Annotated in this window: 25 protein-coding genes; 19 read left to right on the top strand and 6 right to left on the bottom strand. The window is 62.7% G+C overall.

Annotation, left to right across the window (positions count from 1 at the left end):
* Positions 1 to 6: 6 nt before the first annotated feature.
* The 7 genes from rseP to PZ895_RS10030 all read left to right on the top strand — a co-directional run bounded on the left by rseP (position 7) and on the right by PZ895_RS10030 (position 8167).
* On the top strand, positions 7 to 1143 hold the full coding sequence (gene rseP, locus PZ895_RS10060; protein WP_275838870.1) for an RIP metalloprotease RseP: 1137 nt from the start codon (positions 7 to 9) through the stop codon (positions 1141 to 1143).
* Positions 1144 to 1350: 207 nt separating this feature from the next.
* Positions 1351 to 3738, top strand: a complete 2388-nt coding sequence (gene bamA, locus PZ895_RS10055; RefSeq protein WP_275838869.1) for an outer membrane protein assembly factor BamA — start codon at positions 1351 to 1353, stop codon at positions 3736 to 3738.
* Between the two features lie 50 nt (positions 3739 to 3788).
* Positions 3789 to 4850, top strand: a complete 1062-nt coding sequence (gene lpxD / locus PZ895_RS10050; protein WP_275838868.1) for a UDP-3-O-(3-hydroxymyristoyl)glucosamine N-acyltransferase — start codon at positions 3789 to 3791, stop codon at positions 4848 to 4850.
* Positions 4843 to 5310: a 3-hydroxyacyl-ACP dehydratase FabZ gene (fabZ, locus tag PZ895_RS10045; protein WP_275838867.1), complete on the top strand. Its 468-nt coding sequence runs from the start codon at positions 4843 to 4845 to the stop codon at positions 5308 to 5310. The genes lpxD and fabZ overlap by 8 nt, the downstream gene beginning before the upstream one ends.
* Before the next feature lie 4 nt (positions 5311 to 5314).
* On the top strand, positions 5315 to 6145 hold the full coding sequence (lpxA, locus tag PZ895_RS10040; RefSeq protein ID WP_275838866.1) for an acyl-ACP--UDP-N-acetylglucosamine O-acyltransferase: 831 nt from the start codon (positions 5315 to 5317) through the stop codon (positions 6143 to 6145).
* Positions 6132 to 6995 (top strand): UDP-2,3-diacylglucosamine diphosphatase LpxI, encoded by an 864-nt coding sequence (gene lpxI, locus PZ895_RS10035; protein ID WP_275838865.1) that lies wholly within the window; start codon positions 6132 to 6134, stop codon positions 6993 to 6995. The genes lpxA and lpxI overlap by 14 nt, the downstream gene beginning before the upstream one ends.
* Positions 6995 to 8167: a lipid-A-disaccharide synthase gene (locus PZ895_RS10030; RefSeq protein WP_275838864.1), complete on the top strand. Its 1173-nt coding sequence runs from the start codon at positions 6995 to 6997 to the stop codon at positions 8165 to 8167. The genes lpxI and PZ895_RS10030 overlap by 1 nt, the downstream gene beginning before the upstream one ends.
* Positions 8168 to 8227: 60 nt before the next feature.
* Here PZ895_RS10030 and glnA read toward each other — a convergent pair whose 3' ends face one another.
* Both glnA and PZ895_RS10020 read right to left on the bottom strand, forming a co-directional pair.
* A complete protein-coding gene (glnA, locus tag PZ895_RS10025) occupies positions 8228 to 9637 on the bottom strand; it encodes a type I glutamate--ammonia ligase (protein ID WP_275838863.1) in 1410 nt (469 codons plus the stop codon).
* A gap of 48 nt (positions 9638 to 9685) precedes the next feature.
* Positions 9686 to 10024, bottom strand: coding sequence for a P-II family nitrogen regulator (locus PZ895_RS10020; RefSeq protein ID WP_275838862.1), 339 nt, complete (start codon positions 10022 to 10024; stop codon positions 9686 to 9688).
* 261 nt (positions 10025 to 10285) lie between these two features.
* On the opposite strand from PZ895_RS10020, the gene PZ895_RS10015 reads away from it, so the two are divergent.
* Positions 10286 to 11137: an NAD(P)H-hydrate dehydratase gene (locus PZ895_RS10015; protein ID WP_275838861.1), complete on the top strand. Its 852-nt coding sequence runs from the start codon at positions 10286 to 10288 to the stop codon at positions 11135 to 11137.
* Here the strand turns inward: PZ895_RS10015 and PZ895_RS10010 are convergent.
* Entirely contained in the window at positions 11132 to 11932 is an 801-nt protein-coding gene (locus PZ895_RS10010; RefSeq protein WP_275838860.1) for a DUF72 domain-containing protein, read from the bottom strand. The genes PZ895_RS10015 and PZ895_RS10010 overlap by 6 nt on opposite strands.
* A gap of 43 nt (positions 11933 to 11975) precedes the next feature.
* Here PZ895_RS10010 and PZ895_RS10005 point away from each other — a divergent pair, with 43 nt between their 5' ends.
* The gene (locus PZ895_RS10005) at positions 11976 to 12614 is read left to right on the top strand and encodes a hypothetical protein (RefSeq protein WP_275838859.1); all 639 of its coding nucleotides are present in this window, start codon (positions 11976 to 11978) and stop codon (positions 12612 to 12614) included.
* On the opposite strand, the gene uvrA is transcribed toward PZ895_RS10005, so the two are convergent.
* The gene (gene uvrA, locus PZ895_RS10000; RefSeq protein ID WP_275838858.1) at positions 12615 to 15539 is read right to left on the bottom strand and encodes an excinuclease ABC subunit UvrA; all 2925 of its coding nucleotides are present in this window, start codon (positions 15537 to 15539) and stop codon (positions 12615 to 12617) included.
* A 636-nt stretch (positions 15540 to 16175) separates the two neighbouring features.
* Here uvrA and ssb point away from each other — a divergent pair.
* Complete coding sequence (ssb, locus tag PZ895_RS09995) at positions 16176 to 16685, top strand: single-stranded DNA-binding protein (protein ID WP_275838857.1); 510 nt, start codon at positions 16176 to 16178, stop codon at positions 16683 to 16685.
* 264 nt (positions 16686 to 16949) lie between these two features.
* The gene (locus PZ895_RS09990) at positions 16950 to 17408 is read left to right on the top strand and encodes a DUF4168 domain-containing protein (RefSeq protein WP_275838856.1); all 459 of its coding nucleotides are present in this window, start codon (positions 16950 to 16952) and stop codon (positions 17406 to 17408) included.
* A 3-nt stretch (positions 17409 to 17411) separates the two neighbouring features.
* Here PZ895_RS09990 and PZ895_RS09985 read toward each other — a convergent pair whose 3' ends face one another.
* Positions 17412 to 18104 (bottom strand): MarC family protein, encoded by a 693-nt coding sequence (locus PZ895_RS09985; RefSeq protein ID WP_275838855.1) that lies wholly within the window; start codon positions 18102 to 18104, stop codon positions 17412 to 17414.
* A 205-nt stretch (positions 18105 to 18309) separates the two neighbouring features.
* Between PZ895_RS09985 and gyrA the strand changes: the two genes are divergently transcribed.
* Complete coding sequence (gyrA, locus tag PZ895_RS09980; RefSeq protein ID WP_275838854.1) at positions 18310 to 21105, top strand: DNA gyrase subunit A; 2796 nt, start codon at positions 18310 to 18312, stop codon at positions 21103 to 21105.
* A gap of 6 nt (positions 21106 to 21111) precedes the next feature.
* On the opposite strand, the gene PZ895_RS09975 is transcribed toward gyrA, so the two are convergent.
* A complete protein-coding gene (locus tag PZ895_RS09975; protein WP_256483276.1) occupies positions 21112 to 21243 on the bottom strand; it encodes a hypothetical protein in 132 nt (43 codons plus the stop codon).
* 165 nt (positions 21244 to 21408) lie between these two features.
* Between PZ895_RS09975 and coaD the strand changes: the two genes are divergently transcribed.
* Genes coaD through PZ895_RS09940 form a run of 7 tightly spaced genes read left to right on the top strand, consistent with a single transcriptional unit; the run spans position 21409 to position 26110 of the window.
* Positions 21409 to 21906: a pantetheine-phosphate adenylyltransferase gene (coaD, locus tag PZ895_RS09970; protein ID WP_275838853.1), complete on the top strand. Its 498-nt coding sequence runs from the start codon at positions 21409 to 21411 to the stop codon at positions 21904 to 21906.
* A gap of 18 nt (positions 21907 to 21924) precedes the next feature.
* The gene (locus PZ895_RS09965) at positions 21925 to 22500 is read left to right on the top strand and encodes a peptidylprolyl isomerase (protein WP_275838852.1); all 576 of its coding nucleotides are present in this window, start codon (positions 21925 to 21927) and stop codon (positions 22498 to 22500) included.
* 55 nt (positions 22501 to 22555) lie between these two features.
* A complete protein-coding gene (locus PZ895_RS09960; RefSeq protein WP_275838851.1) occupies positions 22556 to 23065 on the top strand; it encodes a peptidylprolyl isomerase in 510 nt (169 codons plus the stop codon).
* 23 nt (positions 23066 to 23088) lie between these two features.
* Positions 23089 to 23451: a hypothetical protein gene (locus PZ895_RS09955; RefSeq protein WP_275838850.1), complete on the top strand. Its 363-nt coding sequence runs from the start codon at positions 23089 to 23091 to the stop codon at positions 23449 to 23451.
* 5 nt (positions 23452 to 23456) lie between these two features.
* Positions 23457 to 24533 carry a tRNA preQ1(34) S-adenosylmethionine ribosyltransferase-isomerase QueA gene (queA, locus tag PZ895_RS09950; protein ID WP_275838849.1) on the top strand — a complete coding sequence of 359 codons (1077 nt, stop codon included), beginning with the start codon at positions 23457 to 23459 and terminating at the stop codon, positions 24531 to 24533.
* Positions 24530 to 25660, top strand: coding sequence for a tRNA guanosine(34) transglycosylase Tgt (gene tgt / locus PZ895_RS09945; protein ID WP_275838848.1), 1131 nt, complete (start codon positions 24530 to 24532; stop codon positions 25658 to 25660). Before queA ends, tgt begins: the two co-directional genes overlap by 4 nt.
* Positions 25661 to 25699: 39 nt before the next feature.
* Entirely contained in the window at positions 25700 to 26110 is a 411-nt protein-coding gene (locus PZ895_RS09940; RefSeq protein ID WP_275838847.1) for a DUF2177 family protein, read from the top strand.
* Positions 26111 to 26121 lie beyond the last annotated feature (11 nt).

Genomic DNA, 26121 nt, shown 5'->3' with positions numbered 1-26121 from the left:
GGTGAATTGGACTTCCTGACGGGCATATTCGGAACCAGCGGCCTCATCCTCGGCACGCTCGTTCCCTTCATCCTGGTGCTCGCGGTCGTCGTGTTCGTGCATGAGATGGGCCATTATCTGGTCGGCCGCTGGTGCGGGATCGGCGTTGAAGCCTTCTCGATCGGATTCGGTCCCGAGATATTCGGCTTCAAGGACAGGCGCGGAACGCGTTGGAAGATTTCGGCGGTGCCGCTCGGCGGCTACGTCAAGTTCGTCGGCGACATGAGCGTGACGAGCGAGCCGGACGCGCAGGCAGTTGCGCAATTGACCGAGAAAGAGCGCCAAGTGGCGTTCCACACGCAGCCGGTCTGGAAGCGGGCCGCGACCGTTGCGGCCGGCCCGATCTTCAACTTCCTTTTGACGATCGCCGTCTTCGCCGTGATGTTCACGGCCTATGGCCGCTTCGTCTCGGAGCCGACCGTGGCCGAGATCCGACCCGACAGTCCGGCCGCCGAGGCCGGATTCGAGCCGGGCGACCGGTTCGTCACCGTCAACGGCACGCGAATCTCGACCTTCGGCGACGTGCAGCGCGTCGTCTCGGCACGCGCGGGCGACGAGCTTGCCTTCGTCATGCTGCGCGACGGGCGCGAAATCGAGCTTCGGGCCACGCCGGAACTGTCCGAACAGACCGACGCTCTCGGCAACACGATTCGCATCGGCATCATCGGCGTCGTCAACAATGAGGAACTCGGCCAGCCGCGGCAGATCACCTACGGACCGGTCGAAGCGCTGGGCGCAGCGGTCACCGAAACCGGCCAGATCATCGCGCGGACAGGGCACTTTCTGCAACGTTTCGTCGCCGGTCGCGAAGACAGGTGCCAGCTCGGCGGGCCGGTTCGCATCGCCGAAATGTCGGGGCAGGCAGCCTCGCTCGGCCCGTTGTGGCTGGTGCAGCTCATCGCGCTCCTGTCGGTCGGGATAGGTTTCCTCAACCTTCTGCCGATTCCCCCACTGGACGGCGGGCATCTGGTCTTCTATGCCGCTGAAGCCGTTCGTGGACGACCGGTTTCGGAACGGGTGATGGAGGGGTTCTACAAGGTGGGAATGCTGGCCGTTCTGGGCTTCATGGCGTTCGTTTTCTGGAACGACATATTCGGCTGCTGACGGCGCAACACCCTGAAAATTCAGGCTCCATTTACCATGGATGGGAATTTGCGTGACGCGAATGCCACGCTTGCGGACTTAGTAAATGCAAATTAACCGGCAGCCTTGCGTGTAGGGAAAAACCGGTTATTACCGTATGGGGTTTTGCGGCCCAGTCCGGTCTCTTCTCGCCACGGGGACAACGAGAACAAAAGGTTTGTAAGCCAAATGAAGGCAGCTTCGAGTTTCAAGAGCGCCGTGTCGGCGATGGCACTTTCCGCCGCGATCGTCGCGACCGGATCGGTTGCAGTTCAGCTCGCGGGGGCGGGCGCAGCATATGCAGCAGTCGTCAGCAGGATCGACGTTCGCGGGAATCAGCGCGTCAGCGACGAGACGGTGATCGGCAATCTCGGCATCCAGCCGGGCGTCCAGTTCGACAGCGCGGACATCAACGCGGCCGTCGTGCGCCTATTCGAGACGCGGCTCTTTTCCGACGTTCGCATCAACCAGTCCGGCTCCACGCTGGTTGTCGAAGTCTCCGAATATTCGATCGTCAACCAGGTGCTGTTCCAGGGCAATTCGCGCGTCAAGGACGACGCGCTGACGGCCGCCGTCCAGCTTCGGCCGCGCGGTGCCTATTCGGCCGATGCGATGAATTCCGACATCGAAGCGATTCGCCAGGCCTATGCCCGCGTCGGCCGCGACGACACCACGGTCACCGCGCAGACCGTCGATCTCGGCGACAACCGCGTCAACGTCGTCTACCAGATCCAGGAAGGCGACCGCACCAAGATCGGCTCTATCACCTTCGAGGGCAATCAGGCGTTCAGTGACGGCCGCCTGCGCGACGTCATTTCGACGCGCCAGTCGAACTTCCTTTCCTGGCTGACGCGCAACGACATCTACGATGCCGACCGCCTGCGTGCGGACGAGGAAACCCTTCGGCGCTTCTACTACAATCGCGGATATGCCGATTTCCGGGTGCTGTCCTCCGACGCCCAGTTCAACCAGGCGACGAACGAATATTCGATCGTCTTCACCATCGACGAAGGCCAGCGCTACACGTTCGGCAATGTCGCCATCGAAAGCTCGATCCCCGGCGTCGACCCCGAGACCTATCGGCGCAGCATCGACACCCGCGAAGGCCGCGTCTACAATGCGGCGGATGTGGAAAGCTCGATCGTCGGCCTGACCGAGGATGTGGCTGGCTCCGGCTATGCATTCGCCCAGGTCACGCCGCGCGGCAACCGCAATTTCGAGACCCGCACGATCGACGTGGTCTACACGGTCGATGAAGGTCCGCGCGCCTATGTCGAGCGAATCGAAATTCGCGGCAACACCCGCACGCGCGACTACGTCATCCGTCGCGAGTTCGACCTGAGCGAGGGCGATGCCTTCAACCAGATCCTCGTGCAGCGTGCCCGCCGCCGTCTCGAGCGGCTCGACTTCTTCGAATCGGTCAATATCGCAACCGCGCCCGGTTCGCAGCCCGATCAGGTCGTGCTCATCGTCGAAGTCGTCGAAAAGGCGACGGGTGAATTCTCGATCGGTGCCGGTTACTCGACCGGCGAGACGATCAGCCGCGGCGCCGGCGTGTCGATCGAAGGCTCGGTCAGTGAGCGCAACTTCCTCGGCCGCGGCCAGTTCATCCGTGTCGCCGCCTCGGGTGGTCGCGATTCGCGCGACTATTCGCTGTCCTTTACGGAGCCCTATTTCCTCGGGCGCCGCATCGCGGCCGGGTTCGACATCTATCGCCAGACCCGTCGGTTCGACCGGTATGAGAGCGAAGTCGACGGGGCAACGGTTCGCTTCGGCCTGCCGGTCACCGAGGCGCTGAGCACGCAACTGGCCTATAATTACTCGCGGGAGTCGTATAACTATCGCGACGGTTGCCTTGATGCCAATGGGGTTTTGACGCCTGATTGCGCGCTCGGCATTTCGCCGGTCCTGCGGGATGCGATCGAAAATCAGAGCCCATGGGTCAAGTCTTCGGTCAGCGCCGGTCTCATCTACAACACGATCGACAACATGCAGAACCCGCGTGAAGGCTTCTATGCCACGTTCACGACGGAAGTCGCCGGTCTCGGCGGTGATGCGAACTGGGTGAAGTTCACAACTCGGGGCAGCTATTATCACACGCTGTCCGAAGAATTCGATCTCGTCGGTGTTCTGACCGCGGGTGCCGGACATATCGAAGGGTTCGGAACCGACGGCCTGCGCGTCTTCGACCTGTTCCGTTCGAACGACCGCATCATTCGCGGCTTCGACTTCAACGGCATTGGACCGATCGATACGGCGACCGGCGATCATCTGGGCGGAACGACATATTTTCACGCCTCGGCTGAAGCGCAGTTCCCATTCCCGGCCCTGCCGCAAAGCCTTGGCCTGCGCGGCGCAGTCTTTGCCGATGCAGCCTCGCTGCATGGGTTCCCAGGCGGTATCGCCGGCGCGGCCAATGTCGGGGGAACCGGCGCGTCGCTTCGTGCCTCCGTCGGTGCGGGCATCCTCTGGGCATCTCCCTTCGGGCCGATCCGTGTCGACTACGCGGTGCCGGTCGCCAAGGAAGACACCGACGACGTCCAGAACTTCAGCTTCGGCATCTCGACCCGGTTCTAGAGGGTGGGACGCTTTTCGGGGCGGTCCGCGCCCCGAAAGTGCAGGCATGAATGACAGATCCGCTCTTCTTTGAGCCGGCAAGAACCTTTTCGGTTGGCGAGATCGCCGCGCTCACGGGCGCGGATCTCGCCAATGCCGCTTACGCCGAAACGCCGGTCAGCCGTATCGCTCCCGTGTCCGATTCAGGCGAGGGCGCGCTCGTCTTCGTCGATGGCAAGCGCAACGCGCATCATCTGACCGGATTGCAGGCGACGGCCGTGCTGTGCACTGCCGATATCGCCGACCAGGTTCCTTCCGGCGTCGCCGTTCTCGTCACCCGCAAGCCGCAACACGCATTCGCGACGATCGGGCGGCTGCTCTTCCCGACGGCTGCCAAACCGGCGCCGCTGACCTCCGAGACCGGCATTTCCGAACGCGCCTATGTCGATTCGACAGCTTCGGTCGAGAATGGCGCGATCATCGAGCCGGGCGCCGTGGTCGGCGCCGGCGCGCATGTGGGCTCTGGAACGGTCATCGCGCCGAACGCCGTCATTGGCCGCAACTGCCGGATCGGACGCGACTGCTATATCGGGCCCAATGTGTCCGTGCAGTATGCGCTGCTGGGCAATCGCGTGCTGATCTATGGCGGCGCGCAGATCGGTCAGGACGGATTCGGCTTCGTGACCGGGCCGCGCGGTCCCGAAAAGATGCCGCAGATCGGCCGGGTCATCATTCAGGATGACGTCGAAATCGGCGCGAACACGACCGTCGATCGCGGCGCGATGTCCGACACGGTAATCGGCGAGGGCAGCAAGATCGACAATCTCGTCCAGATCGCGCACAACGTCCGGCTCGGTCGGGGGTGCGTGATCGCCGGCCATTGCGGGCTGTCGGGGTCGGTGACGCTCGGCGACTTCGTGATGCTGGGCGGACGTGTCGGCCTTGCCGACCACGTCACCATCGGGACCGGCGCGGCGGTCGCGGCCGCGAGCGGCGTCATGCACGACATTCCCGATGGCGGCCGATGGGGCGGTATGCCCGCGCAGCCGATGAAGGACTTCTTCCGCGAAGTCACCTATATCCGCAAACTCGTATCCGGCTCGCGAAAGACCAAGGAAGGCGGCGATGACTGACGCGAATTCGACCACGCTCGACAGTTTGACCATTCAGGATTTGCTCAAGCTTCTGCCGCATCGCTACCCCTTTCTGCTGGTCGACAGGATCATCGAGATCAATGGCGACGAATCGGCCATCGGCATCAAGAACGTGACGATGAACGAGCCGCATTTCACCGGGCACTTCCCCGAATTTCCGGTCATGCCGGGCGTGCTGATCATCGAGGCGATGGCGCAGACCGCCGGTGCGATCTGCATCAACAAGACGGCGGCTTCGACGCCTTCGCTGGTCTATTTCATGACGATCGACGGGGCGAAGTTCCGCAAGCCGGTCGTTCCCGGCGACCGGCTCGAAATGCATGTTAAGAAGCTGAAGCAGCGTGGCAATATCTGGCGCTTCGGCTGCGAGGCGATCGTTGATGGCGCCAAGGTCGCGGAAGCCGAGATTTCGGCCATGATGTCGGCCAAGCAGGGCTGACGGCATGGCCGACGAGACATTCATCCATCCGTCGGCCGTTGTGGAGCCGGGTGCGCGGCTCGGCGTCGGTGTCCATGTCGGGCCGTTCTGCCATGTCGGACCGGAGGTCGAGATCGGCGACCGGGTGCGGATGGTCGGTCATGTGAGCGTGCTCGGCGCGACGACGGTCGGCGCGGATTGCCGTATCTCGCCGAATGCCGTTCTCGGCGGGCCACCGCAGAGCGTCAAGCACAAGGGCGGACGCACGACGCTGACGGTCGGCGCGAATTGCGACATTCGCGAAGGCGTGACCTTCAATGTCGGGACGGATACGTCGCGCGGCGCGACGACGGTGGGCTCGAACGGCTATTTCATGGCGCTTTCGCATGTCGCGCATGACTGCATCGTCGGCGACAATGTCACCATGGCGAACTCCACTGCGCTCGGCGGGCACAGCGAGATCGGCGATTTTGTCACCATTGGCGGGCTTGCCGCGGTGCATCAGTTCGTGCGGGTCGGCCATCATGCCTTCATCGGTGGATATGCGGCCGTCGTCGGCGACGTCATCCCCTATGGGATGGCGGTGGGCGACAGGGCCAAGCTGCGCGGCCTGAATGTGATCGGCATCAAGCGATCCGGCCATTCGCGCGCCGAACTGATGGAGATGCGCGCCGCCTACAAGATGCTTTTCGCGCCGGGCCGGACGCTTGCCGAAGCGATCCCGCTGGTTGCGGCGGAATATGGGCGCTCGCCTGCGGTCGCCGACATTCTTTCCTTCCTTCAGGCGCGCGGCAAACGCTATTTCACGGTGCCGGCTCTGAACGAGCGCGGTGTCGAAACCGATGACGCGGACTGATCGCGCCGAAGGGCGGATCGGGCTGATCGCGGGTAGCGGGCGTCTCCCCGTCGAAATCGTCGAAAGTCTCAACGCGCGCGGCATCCGGCCTTATCTCATCCTGATCGAAGGAGAGGCAAAGCCGCTACCGCAGCTTGTCGGCCATGATCATGGCTGGCTGCGCGTGGAGGATTTCGGCAGGCTCGTGCCGATGCTGAAAGATGCCGGTGTCGACAAGGTGGTGATGGCGGGCGGTGTCGCCCGCCGGCCTGCGCTGGGCGCGATCCGCTGGTCATGGTCTCTCGTTTCGATGCTGCCGCGGCTCGTCAGGGCGCTCGCATCCGGCGATGACGGCCTGTTGCGGACGATCATCGGCCATCTCGAAACACATGGAATCGCCGTCATCGGCGCGCATGAGCTGGCGGCTGACCTTCTGGCCGATGCGGGGCTGATAGCCGGGCCAAAACCGTCGGCGATCGACATGCGCGACATTCGTGCTGCCGCCGCTGCGGCCAAGGCGATCGGCGCGCTCGATATCGGGCAAGCCGCCATTGCCATCGGCGGTCGGGCGGTGGCACTCGAGGGCATCGAGGGGACGGAGGGCCTGCTCGAACGCGTCGCGGCCATGCGTGGCCACGGCCGACTGGCGGGACGGTCTGGCGGCGTTCTGGTCAAATGCGCCAAACCCGACCAGGATTTGCGCGCCGATCTTCCGGCGATAGGACCCGACACGGTCGACGCCGCATTTGCGGCCGGTTTGAAGGGTATCGCGCTCGATGCGGAGCGGGCCTTCATCCTGGATTTCGCAACGACCGTGGCGCGCGCCAAGGCGCAGGGCGTCTTCATCTATGGCCTGAAGGGTGACGATTGATGCAGGCATTGAAGATCGCCATCGTCGCTGGCGAGGAATCGGGCGACCTTCTCGGAACCGACCTGATCGACGCCATTGGGCGCCTTAAGGGTCGGCCGATCGAACTGGTCGGCGTTGGCGGGCGGCATCTGGAAGCGCGGGGACTGAACTCGTTTTTCGACGGGTCGCAGATCGCGCTGATGGGCGTCACCGCAGTCGTCAAGGATCTGCCGCGCCTGATCGGCCGGCTCAACCAGACGGCAAAGTCCATCGCGGCCGAGCGCCCGGATTGCCTGATCACCATCGACAGCCCGGAATTCTCGTTGCGCGTCGCGCGCAAGGTGCGGGCAATCCTGCCGACCCTGCCCACGATCCATTATGTCTGCCCGAGCGTGTGGGCGTGGCGGCCGGGCAGGGCGGTGGAGATGAAGCCTTATATCGACCATATACTGTGCCTGCTGCCGTTCGAGCCGGGTGAACTGGAACGGCTCGGCGGACCTGCGGGAACATTCGTCGGCCATCGGCTGACGCAGGATGCGGGGCTGCGCCACGCGGCTGCCGCGCAGATGAACCGGGGCGATCCGGCCTGGGCCGCGAAGTCGCTTCTGGTTCTTCCCGGCTCGCGCCGGGCCGAAGTGTCGAGCCTGATCGGGCCTTTCGGTGATACGGTCAAGGAACTCGTGGCGCGCGGCAACCGCTTCGAAGTGGAGATCCCAACCGTGCCGAAGGTGGCGGCGCTGGTTCATCAGGCGATTGCCGACTGGCCGGTTCCGACCCGCATCATAGAGGATGCCGAAGGCAAGTACGATGCCTTCGCGCGGGCCGATGCGGCTCTGGCCGCGTCGGGAACGGTGTCGCTGGAACTGGCGCTCGCGCGGGTGCCGCTGGTCGCCTGCTACAAGACGGACGCGGTCTGGCGCGCGCTGATGAGCCTGGTGAAGACCTGGTCGGCATCGCTGCCGAACCTGATCGCCGACTGGCCGGTCGTTCCTGAATATTACAACGAGTATGTGCGGCCCGGAAATCTGGCGCGCGCGATCGAGCAGGTCTGGGCGGCAACGCCGGCGCGCGCGACGCAGATGCACGGTTTCGACATCGTCGCGCAGCGCCTTCATACCGAGCGGCCGGCCGGCGAGATCGGCGCCGAGGCCGTGCTGGCGACGATCGAGGCGCAGCACCGGCACTGGCCATAACGATACGGAAACGAAAAGGGCGGCCCGAGAGCCGCCCTTGCGCATTTCGATGCGGTCCGATCAGACCGAATAATACATGTCGAACTCGATCGGGTGCGGCGTCATTTCGAAACGCAGCACTTCGGCCATCTTGAGCTCGATGTAGGAGTCGATCTGGTCGTCGTCGAACACGCCGCCGGCCTTGAGGAAGCCGCGATCCTTGTCGAGCGAGGTCAGCGCTTCGCGCAGCGAACCGCAAACGGTCGGGATCTTCTTCAGCTCCTTCGGCGGCAGGTCATAGAGATCCTTGTCCATGGCCTGGCCAGGGTGGATCTTGTTCTTGATGCCGTCGAGACCGGCCATCAGCATCGCCGAGAAGGCGAGATACGGATTGGCGGTCGGATCGGGGAAGCGGACCTCGACGCGCTTGGCCTTCGGCGAGTTGCCGAACGGAATGCGGCAGGAGGCCGAGCGGTTGCGCGCCGAATAGGCGAGCAGGACCGGGGCTTCGAAGCCGGGGACCAGGCGCTTGTAGGAATTGGTCGACGGGTTGGTGAAGGCGTTGAGCGCCTTGGCGTGCTTGATGATGCCGCCGATGAAGAACAGGCAGTTCTCCGACAGACCGGCATATTCGTTGCCGGCGAAGGTCGGCTTGCCGCCCTTCCAGATCGACATGTGGACGTGCATACCCGAACCGTTGTCGCCATAGATCGGCTTCGGCATGAAGGTCGCCGTCTTGCCATAGGCGTTGGCGACCTGATGGATGACGTATTTGTAGATCTGCATCTTGTCGGCGTTGCGGGTCAGCGCATCGAACTTGATGCCGAGCTCATGTTGGGCGGCCGCGACCTCGTGGTGGTGCTTTTCCACGACCACGCCCATTTCCGACATGACCGAGAGCATTTCGGAGCGCATGTCCTGGAGCGAGTCGACGGGCGGAACCGGAAAGTAGCCGCCCTTGACGCGCGGACGGTGGCCGAGATTGCCGGTTTCGTATTCGGAATCGTCGTTGGACGGCAGTTCCGAGGAATCGAGCTTGAAGCCGGTGTTGTAGGGATCGGCCTTGTACTTCACGTCGTCGAAGACGAAGAATTCGGCTTCCGGGCCGACATAGACCTCGTCGCCATAGCCTTCCGAACGAAGATAAGCCTCGGCCTTCTTGGCGGTCGTGCGCGGATCGCGATTATATGCCTCGCCCGAAACCGGATCGAGAATGTCGCAGACGATGACCATGGTCGACTGCGCGAAGAACGGGTCCATATGGGCCGTCTCGGTGTCGGGCATCAGCACCATGTCGGACTCGTTGATGGCCTTCCAGCCGCCGATCGAGGAGCCGTCGAACATGACGCCATCGGCGAACATGTCTTCATCGACAGCCGTGACGTCCATCGTCACATGCTGAAGCTTGCCCTTGGGATCGGTAAAACGCAGGTCGACGAACTTGACGTCCTCGTCCTTGATCCGCTTGAGGATGTCATTTGCAGTGGTCATTTTCAGTTTCCCTGTAGTTGAACTTTGAAATCCCAGATCGGCCCGCGCCTAGATGGCGTCGATGCCGGTCTCTCCCGTCCGTATGCGTACGACTTCCTCGACGCTGGATACGAAGATCTTGCCGTCACCAATCCGGCCCGTCTGGGCCGCCTTGCGGATGGCTTCGATCGCCTGTTCGACATGGTCATCGCCAAGCACGACCTCGATCTTCACCTTGGGAAGAAAATCGACGACATATTCGGCTCCGCGATAGAGCTCGGTGTGGCCCTTCTGGCGACCAAAGCCCTTCGCCTCGGTCACGGTGATGCCCTGGAGCCCGACTTCCTGAAGAGCTTCCTTCACCTCGTCGAGCTTGAAGGGCTTGATGATCGCCTCGATCTTTTTCATGCGAAATTGGCCTCCGATACGATAAAAACGAGGCTGACAGTCCCGTTTCGGCGAAAAGTATGCACGACTCATGCCAGTTTTGGCGAATCCGCGTCCCGTTTTCGGGTTTTTTGCAGAATGCAGCGATTGCCGCGCTGGCCGCAGGCGGGCCGCATGAGGGCAACGGGAAACCGAAGACCGGAGGTGGCAGAGGAGAAGGATATCGATGCCTAAATTTCGGGCAACATGCAGCGATAGTGTGCAATGAATGATCCGACCGTCATGTCTGATAACCGTAATCTGCCCGCCCTGTGGGCGGCGTCATTGCCGCGACCAGCGCGTGATGCGCATAAATATCGACGGGGGCATGTGCTGGTTCTTTCGGGCGGACCGCTCAATACCGGAGCCGCGCGGCTTTCGGCGAAAGGGGCGGCACGCGCCGGCGCCGGTGCGGTTACTGTGGGGTCGCCGCGGGACGCGCTTTCGACAAACGCTGCGCATCTGACGTCGACCATGCTGGCGGAAATCGAAGACGCGGCCGCGTTGACCGCGTTCCTGACTGAACGATCGCCTGCGGCGGTCGTGATCGGCCCGGCCTTCGGTGTCGGCGTCAAATGCCGGGCATTCGTCGAGGCGATCCTGTCAAGCGCGCCGGGCAAGAAGCACGCGACGCTGGTGTTGGATGCAGACGCGATCACCGCGTTCGAGGATGAGCCGGAGGGCCTGTTCAGCCTGGTTGCCGGATCAGGATGGAAGGTGGTGCTGACGCCGCATGAGGGCGAGTTCAGGCGTCTGTTCGCGGATATCAAGGAGGAATCGAAGGCAGGCCGCACGATGGAAGCGGCGCGCCGCTCGGGGGCGATCGTCGTCTACAAGGGGCCGGACACGACGATTGCCGGACCGGATGGACGCGTTGCGGTGAACGGCAACGGCTCACCCTTTCTGGCGACCGCCGGCTCCGGCGACGTTCTGGCGGGCATGATCGCGGGATTGGCCGGGCAGGGGATGCCCACCTACGAGGCGGCGTGCGCCGCCGTCTGGATTCATGCGGAAGCCGGGGCGCGCTTCGGACCGGGACTGATCGCCGACGACCTGCCGGACATGCTGCCGGCGATCCTGCGCGAACTTTTATGAGGCAACGCGCTGCATGAATGCCTGCGCCGCCTGCGGCGCGCGGATTTTGCCCTCGTGGATGAAATAGACGAAGACGTCGCGTGGCCGTCGTTCCGGCTTCGCCGACGGGTCAGCCTTCGGCAGATCGCCCGGTTCGCCGCCTTCGGCCCAGATGCGCGCACGTTTCGCCCACTGGTCGAGTTCGGCGGGCGGATAGGCCGTCGGCACGTCGTCCTCGCCCTTTTGCAGGCGCGCATAGACGAAGTCGGACGTCAGGTCTGCGATTGCCGGATAGGTGTGGTGGTCGGCAAAGCAGATCGCGGCCTTGTGCCTGCGCGCGAGCGCGACGAATTCCGGCACCGCGAAGCTGTCGTGACGCACTTCCAGCACATGGCGGAAGCAAACGCCGTCACGGCTCTCGGGCAGCAGTTCGAGGAAGCCTTCGAAGTCGTCGGCTTCGAACTTCTTCGTCGGCGCGAACTGCCAGACGATCGGGCCAAGCTTGTCGCCCATCTCGGCGAGGCCGGTGCCGAAGAAGCGCTGCATCGATTCACCCGCTTCCGACAGCACCTTGCGGTTGGTGACGAAGCGGTTGCCCTTGACCGAAAAGACGAAGCCCTCGGGCACGTCCGCCGCCCATTTGGCGAAGGTCTCGGGCGTCTGGCCGCGATAATAGGTGCTGTTGATCTCGATCGTCGGGATCTGACGGCTGGCATATTCGAGCTGCTTCTTCTTAGCGAGCTTGTCGGGATAGAAGCTGCCTTCCCACGGCTCGAACGTCCAGCCACCGATGCCCGCGCGGATTGAATTTGCCATAACGGATGTCCAATCTCTTCATTTGGGACGCGAAATTTTCTTCTTGACTGACTTTTTGACCAAGTATCAAATCATTTTTTTGGGGGAGGGATATATGGGAGCGAACTCGCAGATAATTGCTATTGGCGCTGTTACCGCTGCACTTATCGCTGGATTTTTTTCCTTTCTAAATTTGGTAATTTCAAAAGAACAGAAGATATCAGAATTCCGGCAAGATTGGATTAATTGTTTGCGCTCCGAAATTGCCCAGTATGTTGCTTCAATACGATTTATCGCCGGCGCTAACGAGATTTGGAACAATGATAAGACTCCGACTGCCTCAACTTGGCAGGATCATTGGAAGGCAATGCAGATTCCCTACGATAATGCAGCTCGAGCATTTACGTCGATATGCCTTCGCTTAAATCCAGATGAGTTAAATTCAGAGCGCGTGGACGTCAATAAACAGTTTTTAGTCAAATTAAACGAAGTTCGTAATTTGGTTCGAAAAGATCAATACTCGGAAGCAACAGTAGCAGCCGACGAACTCAATGATTTGGCCCGGCCAATCCTCAAAGAAGAGTGGAACCGTGTCAAATCAGGGGAACGCAACTATCGATATTCTCGTAACGGTGCCGCAATTCTTCTTCTTCTGGCGCTGATTGCAGTGAGTATTTTGCTCGCAAAGCAGTTTGGAGGCTGATTACTCAGCCGCCTCAGCCTTGCCGATCACCGGGCGGCGCTCGAGGAGTTCCTTGAGGAACTGGCCGGTGTAGCTGTTCGGTTCGGCGACGACGTCTTCGGGTGTGCCGGAGGCGACGAGCCGGCCGCCGCCGTCGCCGCCTTCGGGGCCGAGGTCGAGGACCCAGTCCGCGGTCTTGATGACTTCGAGATTGTGCTCGATGACGACGACCGTGTTGCCCTGGTCGACGAGTTCGTGCAGCACTTCGAGCAGCTTGGCGACATCGTGGAAATGCAGACCGGTGGTCGGCTCGTCGAGGATATAGAGGGTCTTGCCGGTCGCCCTGCGCGACAGTTCCTTGGCGAGCTTGATGCGTTGGGCCTCGCCGCCCGAAAGCGTCGTCGCCTGCTGGCCGATATGGATGTAGCCGAGGCCGACCTTCTTCAGAGTCTCCATCTTGTCGCGCACGGCCGGCACGGCGGCGAAGAACTCGACGCCTTCCTCGACCGTCATGTCGAGCACGTCGGCGATCGACTTGCCCTTGAAGGTGACGTCCAGCGTCTCGCGATTGTAGCGCTTGCCGTGGCAGACGTCGCAGGTGACGTAGACGTCGGGCAGGAAGTGCATCTCGATCTTGATGACGCCGTCGCCCTGGCAGGCTTCGCAGCGGCCGCCCTTGACGTTAAAGGAGAAACGGCCCGGCTGGTAGCCGCGCGCCTTGGCTTCCGGCAGGCCGGCGAACCAGTCGCGGATCGGCGTGAATGCACCGGTATAGGTTGCCGGGTTGGAACGTGGCGTGCGGCCGATCGGCGACTGATCGATGTCGATCACCTTGTCGAGGAATTCGAGGCCCTCGATGCGGTCGTGCTCGGCCGGGTGCTCGCGCGAACCCATGATGCGGCGGGAAGCCGCCTTGAACAGAGTCTCGATGAGGAAGGTCGACTTGCCGCCGCCCGAGACGCCGGTGACGGCGGTGAACGTGCCGAGCGGGATTTCGGCCGACACGTCGCGCAGATTGTTGCCGCGCGCGCCGACGACCTTGATGCGCTTGCCCTTTTTCGGCTTGCGCCGCTCGGCCGGCAGGGCGATGCCCATCGAACCGGACAGATATTGGCCGGTGAGCGAGTTCGGGTTGGCCATGATCTCGGACGGCTTGCCCTCGGCGATAACCGTGCCGCCATGGATGCCGGCGGCGGGACCGATGTCGACGACATGATCCGCCTGGAGGATCGCGTCCTCGTCATGCTCGACGACGATGACCGTGTTGCCGAGATCGCGAAGGTGCTTCAACGTGTCGAGCAGGCGCGCATTGTCGCGCTGGTGGAGACCGATGGACGGCTCGTCGAGCACGTAGAGCACGCCGGTCAGGCCCGAGCCGATCTGCGAGGCAAGGCGGATGCGCTGGCTTTCGCCGCCTGAAAGCGTCCCGGAGTTCCGCGACATGGTGAGATAGTCGAGGCCGACATCGTTCAGGAAGCGCAGCCGCTCGCGGATTTCCTTCAGGATGCGGACGGCGATCTCGTTGTGCTTTTCATTCAGTGCGTTCGGCAGGTCCTCGAACCAGCCGACCGCCTTGCGGATCGACATTTCGGTGACCTGTCCGATATGGAGACCGTTGATCTTGACGGCCAGCGCCTCGGGCTTGAGGCGGTAGCCGTTGCAGGCCGGGCAGGGCGTGGCCGACATGAAGCGCTCGATTTCCTCGCGCATCCAGGCGGATTCGGTCTCCTTCCAGCGGCGCTGCAAATTAGGGATCACGCCTTCGAAGGTCTTCGACGTTTTGTAACTGCGCATCCCGTCTTCATAGGCGAACTCGATCTTGCGCGTCCCGGTGCCGTGCAGGATGGCGTTGCGGCCCTCTTCGTCGATGTCGCGCCAGCGATCGCCGATCTTGAAGCCATAGGCACGGCCAAGACCCTCCAGAGTCTGGACATAATAGGGAGAAGAGGACTTCGCCCACGGCGCGACGGCACCCTCGCGCAGCGAAACATGGTCTTCGGGAACGATCAGAGACGGGTCGATCGCCTTCTGGCTGCCAAGGCCGTCACAGGTCGGGCAGGCGCCGAAAGGGTTGTTGAAGGAGAACAGCCGCGGCTCGATTTCGGAAATGGTGAAACCCGAAACCGGGCAGGCGAATTTTTCCGAGAACAGGATGCGCTCATGCGTCTCGTTCTTCGACTTGTTGACGGCGTCCGCGCCGGTCATCTCCTCGCCGAGCGGCTTGTCGGCAAACTCGGCGATGACGAGGCCATCGGCGAGGCGCAGCGCGGTCTCCATGGAATCCGCGAGCCGCGTCGCCAGATCGCCGCGCACCACGATGCGGTCGACCACCACGTCGATGTCATGCTTGTATTTCTTGTCCAGCGCCGGCACGTCGGCGATCTCGTAGAAGGTGCCGTCGACCTTGACGCGCTGGAAGCCTTTCTTCATCAACTCGGCAAGTTCCTTGCGGTACTCGCCCTTGCGACCGCGAACCATGGGCGCCAATATGTAAAGCCGTGTGCCTTCCTCGATATCCAGCACCCGATCGACCATCTGACTGACCGTCTGGCTCTCGATCGGCAGTCCGGTCGCGGGCGAATAGGGAATGCCGACGCGCGCGAAGAGCAGACGCATGTAGTCGTAAATCTCGGTAACGGTGCCGACCGTCGAACGCGGGTTCTTCGACGTCGTCTTCTGCTCGATCGAAATGGCCGGAGACAGGCCGTCGATCTGATCGACGTCAGGCTTCTGCATCATCTCGAGAAACTGGCGCGCATAGGCCGACAGGCTCTCGACATAGCGCCGCTGGCCTTCGGCATAGATCGTATCGAAGGCCAGAGACGACTTGCCCGACCCCGAAACGCCGGTCATGACGATCAGGCTGTCGCGCGGCAGGTCGATGTCGAGATTCTTCAGATTGTGCTCGCGCGCGCCGCGCACGGAGATGAATTTGTGGTCCGCCATGAGCCGAACGTCGCCTTCCTGATTGCGATGCCGGGAATGAGCCGTCCGGCCAAGCCGCACATTTAGGTAGTCAAGCGCTTCCGTCGAGAGCGGAGCGCGCAGTCGAGGTCTTTTTGCGGCTTTTCGGGGCGACCTTCAAGCGGAAAGAACGAACAATGAACATACTCCTGACATCGATTTCGGCTTGACGCAGGGGCGGGGCGGGGGCACCATCATATGGTCAACCGATCGGCTCGGTGACGTCCGTGAGACAATCATGAGGTGAGGCATGACTCCACCGGATAGGCTCATCTGACCGCTTCGATGCGGTCACGTCGACAGCTTGTCGACGAACAACTCAAAATCAGAGACGTGTGTCGAACGACGTAAAGTCGCTTTCGAATCTATAGATCGATACTCGGCTATCGATATAGTCACCCATGCGGTGACAAGAAGGCCCCTTGAACCCTCGATGGTCAGGGGCCTTCGTCGTTCTGGCGGGCACGCAGCAAAACTTCGCTTGACGGCGGCTTTGTTTCGCTTAGAACAAAAGCGGAACATGTTTGTTGTGGACCGCCCGAACTTCACCGGCGCACCGCACGGCCTCATCCACTATGGTGCCGGCCAAAGATTGAATTGCGTGTTTTGGAGAGCGAGATGGCAGGCAGCGTCAACAAGGTCATTCTGGTGGGTAATCTCGGGGCCGATCCGGAGACGCGCCGCCTCAACTCCGGCGACCCGGTCGTCAATCTGCGCATTGCGACCTCGGAAAGCTGGCGCGACAAGAATTCGGGTGAGCGCAAGGAAAAGACCGAGTGGCATCAGGTCGTCATCTTCAACGACAATCTGGCCAAGGTTGCAGAGCAGTATCTGAAAAAGGGCATGAAGGTCTATATCGAGGGCCAGCTCCAAACCCGCAAATGGGAGAAGGACGGCGTCGAGCGCTATACGACCGAGATCGTGTTGCAGAAGTTCCGCGGCGAACTCCAGATGCTGGATTCGCGCGGGCAGGGCGGCGACCAGGGTCAGGTCGGTTATGGCGGAGGCCAATCGGGTGGTCGGGGCGGCGATTTCGGCCAGTCGGGTCCGTCAGACGATCGCGGCCGCGGCGGGCAGTCCGGCGGCGGTGGTTATGGTCGCGATCTGGACGACGAAATTCCGTTCTGATCTTTCCATTCGTTATGATTTCGCAAAGGGCCGGTGCACACTGCACCGGCCCTTTTTGAATTTTTATCTCACCTTCAAAGATCAATTGAGTGGCAATTCGAACAATCGATGCCAATCTCCGGGTTGCTGAAATCACCGACGTCGTCGGATGAATACATGGTTGTGTTTTCATCGATCGGCTTTCTCCCAAGCCTTTCGAGCCGATGCGACCAAACATGCCGGAACTGCGAAATACTTCCGGCAATCGAAATGGAAGGGCTTAACATGCCGATGAACATGAAGATCCGCGCAGCAATTCTCGCGACCACGCTGGGCTTTGCGGGAGCGACCGCGCTGCCTGCGATCGCGCAGGAGACGATGGAAGCGCCTGCAGCACAGGCCCCCGCCGAACAGACGGCGCCGGCCGCAAACTATGACGAGGCGAAGCTGCAATCCTTCGTCGTCGCCTTCCTCCAGGTCGACCAGATCAACCGCACCTATGCGCCGCAGCTTCAAGAGGCCGAGGGCGAGGACGCGCAGAACACCGTGCGCGAGCAGGCCAGCGAAGAGATGGTCGAGGCGGTGGAATCCGTCGACGGCATCACGGTCGAGGAGTATGGCACGATCATCCAGCAGGCGCAGACCGATCCCGCGCTCGCCGAGCAGATCAACACTTATATCCAGGCCGCTGTCGGCCAGCCGGCTGAGCCGGCGGCTCCAGCGGAGCCCGCGCCGGCCCAATAACGGCTAGGCGACTGCCATAAGCGCCTTGACGCCATCGGCGACGAACTGGACCGCAAGGGCGGCCAGGATGACGCCGAGAAGGCGCGTGAGAATCGATCGACCGGTTTCGCCGAGAAACCGGTCGATCCGTTCGGCGGCGATGAAGACGAGCCAGGTCAGCCCGATGCAGGCGGCGATGATCGCGACAAGCAGGGCACGGTGGGGGGCCGATTCGAATGTGCCCGACAACAGGACGGTCGCCGAGATGGCGCCCGGACCGGCGATGAGCGGCAGCGCCAGCGGGAACGCGGCGATGTTGCGGATGTGGTCGACGGTGATGGCGGCGTCGGCGCTCTTTTCCTTGCGCTCGTTGCGGCGCTCGAAGATCATTTCGAAGGCGATGTAGAAGAGCAGCAACCCGCCGGCGACGCGGAACGCGGGAAGCGTGATGCCGAAGACGGCGAGGATCGTCGTGCCGGCCACGGCGAACAGGGCCAGAATGGCGAAGGCGATGATGCTGGCCCTCAGGCCGACCTGCGCGCGCTCGGCGCGGTTCATGCCGCCCGTCAGCGCCAGGAAGAGAGGCGCCAGACCCGGCGGGTCGATCGTCACGAGCAGGGTAACGAAGGCATTGAAGATGGCGTCGAACACGTCGAGATCCGTGGTGCGAGTGGCTCTAAGGAGCGCTCTTATCGCATGTTCGGACCGGCACTGCATCCTCGTGCAGTCGGACGGCAGGTAGGCCCGATCGCCACACGATCGCCGCGTTTTCCCCAGTTTGTCGCGGTAAATCGAACCTTTTCAACTAACATGTTGATAAAGCGTGGCTTATCTGGCACCGCGAACGGGGCGTCGGTTTGGCATTTTCGATGCCGTTCCTATATAAGTTGCCTGTGATTCATCAGCACGATCGTGAACCCACTTGACCGATTTGACGACACCGCGCGGGCCGCAGGGCGGACCGGACGACATCGAGCCGATTTCCATCATCGAGGAAATGCAGCGTTCCTATCTCGATTACGCCATGAGCGTGATCGTCAGCCGGGCGCTGCCGGACGTGCGCGACGGGCTGAAGCCGGTGCATCGGCGCATTCTCTATGCCAGCCATGAGAGCGCCTATTACTGGAACCGGAAATATGTGAAATCGGCCCGGCCGGTCGCCGACGTGATGGGTAAGTATCACCCGCATGGCGACGCCTCGATCTACGACGCGCTTGTGCGCATGGCGCAGGACTGGTCGCTGCGCGTGCCGCTGATCGACGGGCAGGGCAATTTCGGCTCGATCGACGGCGATCCGCCGGCGGCGATGCGCTACACGGAATCGCGCCTGACCAAGGTCGCCCACGAACTGCTCGAGGACATCGACAAGGAAACGGTCGACTGGCAGGACACCTACGATTCGTCCGGCCAGGAACCGAAGGTGCTCCCGGCGCGCTTTCCGAACCTTCTGGTCAACGGTTCGGGCGGCATTGCCGTCGGCATGGCGACGAACATTCCGCCGCACAATTTGTCCGAGGTCGTCGACGGCTGCGTCGCGATGATCGACAATCCGGCGATCGAACTGCACGAGATGATGGAAATCATTCCCGGTCCGGATTTCCCGACCGGCGGCCTCGTGCTCGGCAAGGCCGGCATACGCAGTGCCTATGAGACCGGCCGCGGCTCGATCCTGATGCGCGGCAAGGTTCACGTCGAGCCGATCCGCGGCGACCGCGAAGCCATCATCGTCACCGAGATCCCGTTCCAGGTGAACAAGGCGTCGATGATCGAGAAAATGGCCGAACTCGTGCGCGACAAGCGCATCGAGGGCATTTCCGACATTCGCGACGAATCCGACCGGCAGGGCTACCGCGTCGTCATCGAATTGAAGCGCGACGCCGTCGCCGACGTCATCTTGAACCAGCTCTATCGCTTCACGCCGCTTCAGACCTCGTTCGGTGCGAACATAGTCGCGCTCAATGGCGGCAAGCCGGAACAGCTCAACCTGCTCGACATGCTGCGCGCCTTCGTCTTCTTCCGCGAGGACGTCGTCAGCCGGCGGACGAAGTATCTCCTGCGCAAGGCGCGCGAGCGCGCGCATGTGCTGGTCGGCCTCGCTATCGCCGTTGCCAATATCGATGAGGTCATCGCGCTCATCCGCAAGGCGCCGGACCCGCAGACGGCGCGCGAACAACTCATGACCCGGCGCTGGCCGGCTCATGACGTCGAGGCGCTGATCCGCCTGATCGACGATCCGCGCCACCGGATCAACGAGGACGGCACCTACAACCTTTCCGAAGAGCAGGCGCGTGCGATCCTCGAACTGCGTTTGCAGCGGCTGACCGCGCTCGGCCGCGACGAGATCGCAGACGAACTCAATGCGATCGGCGAGGAGATCAAGGATTTCCTCGACATCCTGTCGTCGCGCGCGCGCATCCAGCAGATCGTGAAGAACGAGTTGATCGCGGTTCGCGACGAGTTCGGCACGCCGCGGCGCACCGAGCTTGCCGAAGGCGGCGCGGACATGGACGACGAGGATCTGATCGCGCGCGAGGACATGGTCGTCACGGTGAGCCATTCCGGCTACATCAAGCGCGTGCCGCTTTCGATCTACCGGGCGCAGCGGCGCGGCGGCAAGGGGCGCTCGGGCATGTCGACACGCGACGAGGATTTCGTCACGCGGCTGTTCGTGGCCAGCACGCACACGCCGATCCTGTTCTTTTCCTCGCGTGGCATCGTCTACAAGGAAAAGGTCTGGCGTCTGGCGATCGGCACGCCGCAATCGCGCGGCAAGTTCCTGCGCAACATGCTGCCCTTGCAGGAAGGCGAGCGCATCACCACGATCATGCCGCTGCCGGAGGACGAGGAAAGCTGGGGCAATCTCGACGTCATGTTCGCGACGACGCGGGGCACGGTTCGGCGCAACAAGCTGTCGGATTTCACGCAGGTCAACCGCAACGGCAAGATCGCGATGAAGCTCGACGAGGACGGGGACGAGATCCTCGGCGTCTATACCTGCACCGAACATGACGACATCCTGCTGACGGCGGGCTCCGGGCAGTGCATCCGCTTCCCGGTTACCGATGTTCGCGTGTTCCAAAGCCGCAATTCGACGGGCGTGCGGGGCATCAATCTGGGCGAGGGCGACACGGTCATCTCGATGGCGATCCTGCACCATGTCGACGCGACCCCCGCCGAGCGCGCCGCCTATCTGAAACAGTCGGCGGCCGAGCGTCGCGCGGTGACTGGCGAGGATGAGGAAATCGCGCTGACGAATGAAGAGGTCGCGGAAGACGCGCAGATCGAGGCCGAGCGCTATGACGAGTTGAAAGCGCGCGAGGAATTCGTCCTGACGGTCAGCGAGAAAGGCTACGGCAAGCGGTCGTCGTCCTATGATTTCCGCGTCATCGGCCGCGGCGGCAAGGGAATTCGGGCGACCGACGTGTCGAAGACGGGCGAGATCGGGCCGCTGGTCGCGGCGTTCCCGGTGGAGAACGACGACCAGATCATGCTGGTGTCGAATGCGGGTCAGGTCATTCGCGTGCCGGTCAACGGGATACGTTTCGCCAGCCGCGCCACGAAGGGCGTGACGATCTTCAATACGGCGAGGGACGAAAAGGTCGTGTCGGTGGAGCGGATTTCCGACCCGCAGAACGGCGAAGAGGAACTGGAAAGCGAAGCCGAAATCGTCGCGCAGACCGCGGCTGATGCCGCAGGAGACGCGGACGAGCAGTCATAGCAGGGATCAGTACCGGTAGCGGTTGATCTTCTGCTGCCGGTTCTCAACACGAACGCGCTGGGCTTCCTGATGCAGGCCGAACGCCGTGGCGATCAGCATTGCAAGGGTCATGGTGGCTGCGAGCATGATGATGATCATGGTGTGTCTCCTTGCCGAATTAACGACGAATGACTCAAAAGGTTTCATCGACCGTCTTGACAATCGTCATTTCCCGCTGAACGCGTTCTGAGAGGACCGTTCATCTGCGGTTCACGCCGCGCCCCGCATTTGCCATCCACGTTTCGTCTGAGTAGAAGCCTTCCCATGACTGAACGCATTGCCTTTTACGCTGGATCGTTCGATCCCCTGACCAACGGCCATCTCGACGTTCTCAAGGGCGCGCTTGCGGTTGCCGACCGCATCGTCGTCGGCATCGGCGTGCAGGCTTCCAAGAAGCCGCTGTTCTCGTTCGAGGAGCGCGTCGACCTGATCAAGCGCGCCTGCGCGGACGAGCTTGGGACCGATTCCGCCCGGCTTGAGGTGGTCGCCTTCGACGGTCTCGTCGTGAATGCATCGCGCGAACAGGGCGCATCGATCATAATCCGGGGGCTGCGCGACGGCACCGATCTCGACTACGAGATGCAGATGGCCGGCATGAACGAAACGATCGCGCCGGAACTGCAAACCGTCTTCATTCCGGCAAGTCCGTCCGTCCGCACGATTACCGCCACACTCGTCCGCCAGATAGCGTCAATGGGCGGCGATATCTCGGCCTTCGTGCCGAAGAGCGTCGCTCCCGTGTTGCGCCAGAAATTCAGCTAGGTTCCCAGGGAGTCCGACATGTCCTTCGTCCGTTTCGCCTCGTCCACGCTCATCGCCGCCTTCATGGCGACCTCGGCGCTCGCCGCAGAGCCGGAGGACACGATGATCATCACGCTCAAGGACGGGGAGGTGAGGATCGCGCTTCGCCCGGATCTTGCGCCGCAGCATGTGGAGCAGATCAAGACCCTTGTCGGGCAGGGCGCCTATGACAACGTCGCGTTCCATCGCGTGATCGACGGCTTCATGGCGCAGACGGGCGACGTGCAGTATGGCGACATGGAAAACGGCTACAACAGCCAGCGCGCCGGCACCGGCGGCTCCGACCTCGGCAACATTCCGGCCGAATTCTCGGCGGAGAACTTCGTTCGCGGCACCGTCGGGATGGCCCGCGCGCAGGATCCGAATTCGGCCAACTCGCAGTTCTTCATCATGTTCGACGCCGCGCCGCCGCTCGACGGGGCCTATACGATCGTCGGAGAAGTCGAGAGCGGCATGGAATTCGTCGACAACATCAAGAAGGGCGACCCGGCCATGAACGGCTCGGTGACCGACCCGGACCGCATGGTCAGCGTCCGTATGGGCACGGCCGAATAGCCTGCGCATGAGCGCGGGCGAACAATTCTTCATTCAGACACGGAAGGAACCGCTAATGGCCGAGATCAAGGATCCGGAGAACACGATCGTCATGGAGACGACCAAGGGCAGCGTCACGATCGAACTCTATCCCGATCTGGCACCCGGTCATGTCGCGCGGATCAAGGAACTGACGCGTGCCGGCGCCTATGACGGTGTCGTCTTTCACCGCGTCATCGAAGGGTTCATGGCGCAGACCGGCGACGTCAAGTTCGGCAAGAAGGGCGGCAAGGACTTCAATCCGGGGCGCGCCGGCATGGGCGGATCCGACATGGCCGACCTGAAGGCGGAGTTCTCGAACGCCAATCACGGCCGCGGCGCCTGCTCGATGGCGCGTTCGCAGAATCCGAACTCGGCCAATTCGCAGTTCTTCATCTGCTTCGGCGATGCCGGCTTCCTCAACCGCCAGTACACGGTCTGGGGCCAGGTGATCGAAGGCATGGACAATGTCGACAAGATCAAGCGCGGCGAGCCGGTGCAGGATCCCGATTCGATCGTGTCGATGAAGGTCGCCGCCGACGCGTGATGCGACGCGCGGCCACACTATTGATGATGGCCCTTTGTGCCGGGAGCGCCCACGCTTCCGGCACGATTGCTTGCGTCTCCGATGACGGCGCTTCGGTCGAACTGACGCTCGCCAGCCTGCCGGTGCTCTCCGTCGCCGGGGCCACGATCGCGGCAGGCGAGGGAGGCTGGACGACGCTTGAGGACGGAGACGGCCAGCCGGTCGTCGTCGGCCAGGCGGCGCGACACGGAGATCTTGTCGTCGTCGACTTCACCGACCCGAACATCGAGCGGATTGTCGCCGAACTGCGGCTTCTGTCCGCCACCGAAGAACATGATCAAGTGACGGCCGGCACGCTGCGGATCGCCGGTCAGGGCGCCCATGCGCTGACCTGCGTGGGGCCCTGACCGCCATGCGCGTCGATCTTTTCGATTTCGAACTGCCGGAGGACCGGATCGCCTTGCGGCCGGCCGAACCGCGCGATGCGGCGAAGATGCTGGTCGTCAAGCCGGAGGGTCTTGCCGACCACGCGGTTCGAGGCCTGCCCTCGTTCTTGCGGCCTGGCGACATGCTGGTATTCAACGACACCAAGGTCATTCCGGCACAGTTGACGGGCCTGCGCCGGCGCGGCGATGCGGTCAGCGAGATCGACCTGACGCTGCACATGCGCATGGCGCCCGATTGCTGGAAGGCGTTTGCACGCCCCGCCAAGCGGCTGAAGGTCGGCGACCGGATCGAATTCGGCCACGGCGGATCGATGTGCCTTGCCGGACGGCTGACCGCCGAAGTGCGCGAGAAGGGCGAGGCGGGGGAGGTGACGCTCGCCTTCGACCTGTCGGGCGCGTTTCTCGACGAGGCGCTGCACGCCGTCGGCCATATTCCGCTGCCTCCCTATATCGCCTCGAAGCGCCCGGAGGACGCGCGCGATCGCGAGGACTACCAGACGGTCTATGCGCGCGAGGAGGGGGCTGTCGCCGCGCCGACGGCGGGGCTGCACTTCACGCCGGACCTGCTGGCCGCCGTGGGCGCGGCCGGCGCGCAGACCGCCTTCGTCACGCTTCATGTCGGCGCAGGCACGTTCCTGCCAGTCAAGGCCGACGACACGGACGACCACAAGATGCACGCCGAGATCGGGACGATCGACGCCGCGACGGCCGAACGGTTGAACGCCGTGCGCGCCGGGGGCGGACGCATCGTCGCGGTCGGCACGACATCGCTGCGATTGCTCGAAAGCGCCGCGCGCGAGGATGGCACGATCGCGCCATGGTCCGGCCCGACCGACATCTTCATCACGCCCGGCTACCGCTTCAAGGCCGTGGACGTGCTGATGACCAATTTCCACCTGCCGCGCTCGACCCTCTTCATGCTCGTTTCGGCCTTTGCCGGCACCGAGCGGATGCGTGCGGCCTATGCCCATGCGATCGAGAACCGCTACCGGTTCTACTCCTACGGCGATTCGAGCCTGCTCTTCAGATCGGATGATCGATGACCGAGAATTTCGAGTTCCGCGTGCTTGCGAGCGACGGCGCGGCGCGGCGCGGTGAGATCACCATGCCGCGCGGCACGATCCGCACGCCGGCTTTCATGCCGGTCGGGACGGGCGGCACGGTCAAGGCGATGTATCTCGACCAGGTGCGCGACCTCGGCTCGGACATCATCCTCGGCAACACCTATCACCTGATGCTGCGTCCCGGCGCAGAGCGCGTTGCGCGGTTGGGCGGCCTTCATGAATTCGCCCGCTGGCCGCACCCGATCCTGACGGATTCGGGCGGGTTCCAAGTCATGTCGCTGGCGCAGTTGCGCAAGATCACCGAACAGGGCGTGAAGTTCCGCTCGCATATCGACGGCACCGTCTACGAGATGTCCCCGGAGCGGTCGATCGAGATCCAGGGGCTTCTGGACAGCGACATCCAGATGCAGCTCGACGAATGCACGGCGCTGCCGGCCGAGCACAAGGCGATCGAGAAGGCGATGGAACTGTCGTTGCGCTGGGCGGAGCGCTGCAAGGCGGCGTTCGGCACGCAGCCCGGCAAGTCGATGTTCGGCATCGTGCAGGGCGGCGACGTGCCGGCCCTTCGCGAGCGCTCGGCAGTGGCGCTGCGCGATCTCGATCTGAAGGGCTATGCAGTCGGCGGGCTGGCAGTTGGCGAGCCGCAGCAGGTGATGCTGGACATGCTGGAGGTGACCAATCCGCTGCTTCCGGGGAACAAACCGCGCTATCTGATGGGCGTCGGCACGCCCGACGACATCCTGAAATCGGTCGCTCGTGGCATCGACATGTTCGACTGCGTGATGCCGACGCGCGCCGGCCGCCACGGGCTTGCCTATACGCGGCGCGGCAAGATCAACCTGAAGAACGCGCGCCATGCCGAGGACCATCGCCCGCTCGACGAGGAAAGCGACTGTCCTGCCGCGCGGGACTACAGCCGCGCCTATCTGCATCACCTCGTCAAATCCGGCGAATCGCTTGCCGGAATGCTCCTGACCTGGAACAATCTGTCCTATTATCAGTCGCTTATGGCCGATATCAGAAGCGCCATCGAGGCGGAGCGGTTTGCGGACAGGGCAGGCGAGATCACGGAAAACTGGGCGCGGGGCGATCTGCCGGCGCTTTGACGGCGTAGACAGGTTCGTCTCAGCAACCGGGATCGCCAGATGACCAAATATCTTTCCGCCTACGGGATCGCCCTGGTCCTCTTCCTCATCCTCGACGCGCTCTGGCTTGGCGTCGTTGCCCGCAATTTCTATGCGAGCCGGATGGGCGACCTTCTGCTCGATCAGCCGCGCTGGGGTGTCGCGGCCATCTTCTATGCAATTTACATCATCGGCCTCGTTTATTTCGGGGTTGCAGCCGGCATGGCGGCAGGGGCGTGGCAGGCAGCGGCGTTGAATGGAGCGTTGTTCGGCTTCTTCGCCTATCTCACTTATAATTTCACCAATTTGTCGGTCCTGCGCGGCTATGATGGCATCGTCGCGCTGGTCGATACCGGCTGGGGCACGGCGATGGGCGCGGTCGTCGCGGGCGGTACGGTGGCGATCCTGCAATGGCTCGGCCAGATCGACTGATCGCGCCAGGT

Origin of the sequence: Mesorhizobium sp. YIM 152430, from assembly GCF_029210365.1 — a bacterium.
Taxonomy (GTDB): Bacteria; Pseudomonadota; Alphaproteobacteria; order Rhizobiales; family Rhizobiaceae; genus Aliihoeflea.
This window is presented reverse-complemented; position numbering and strand designations above follow the sequence as displayed.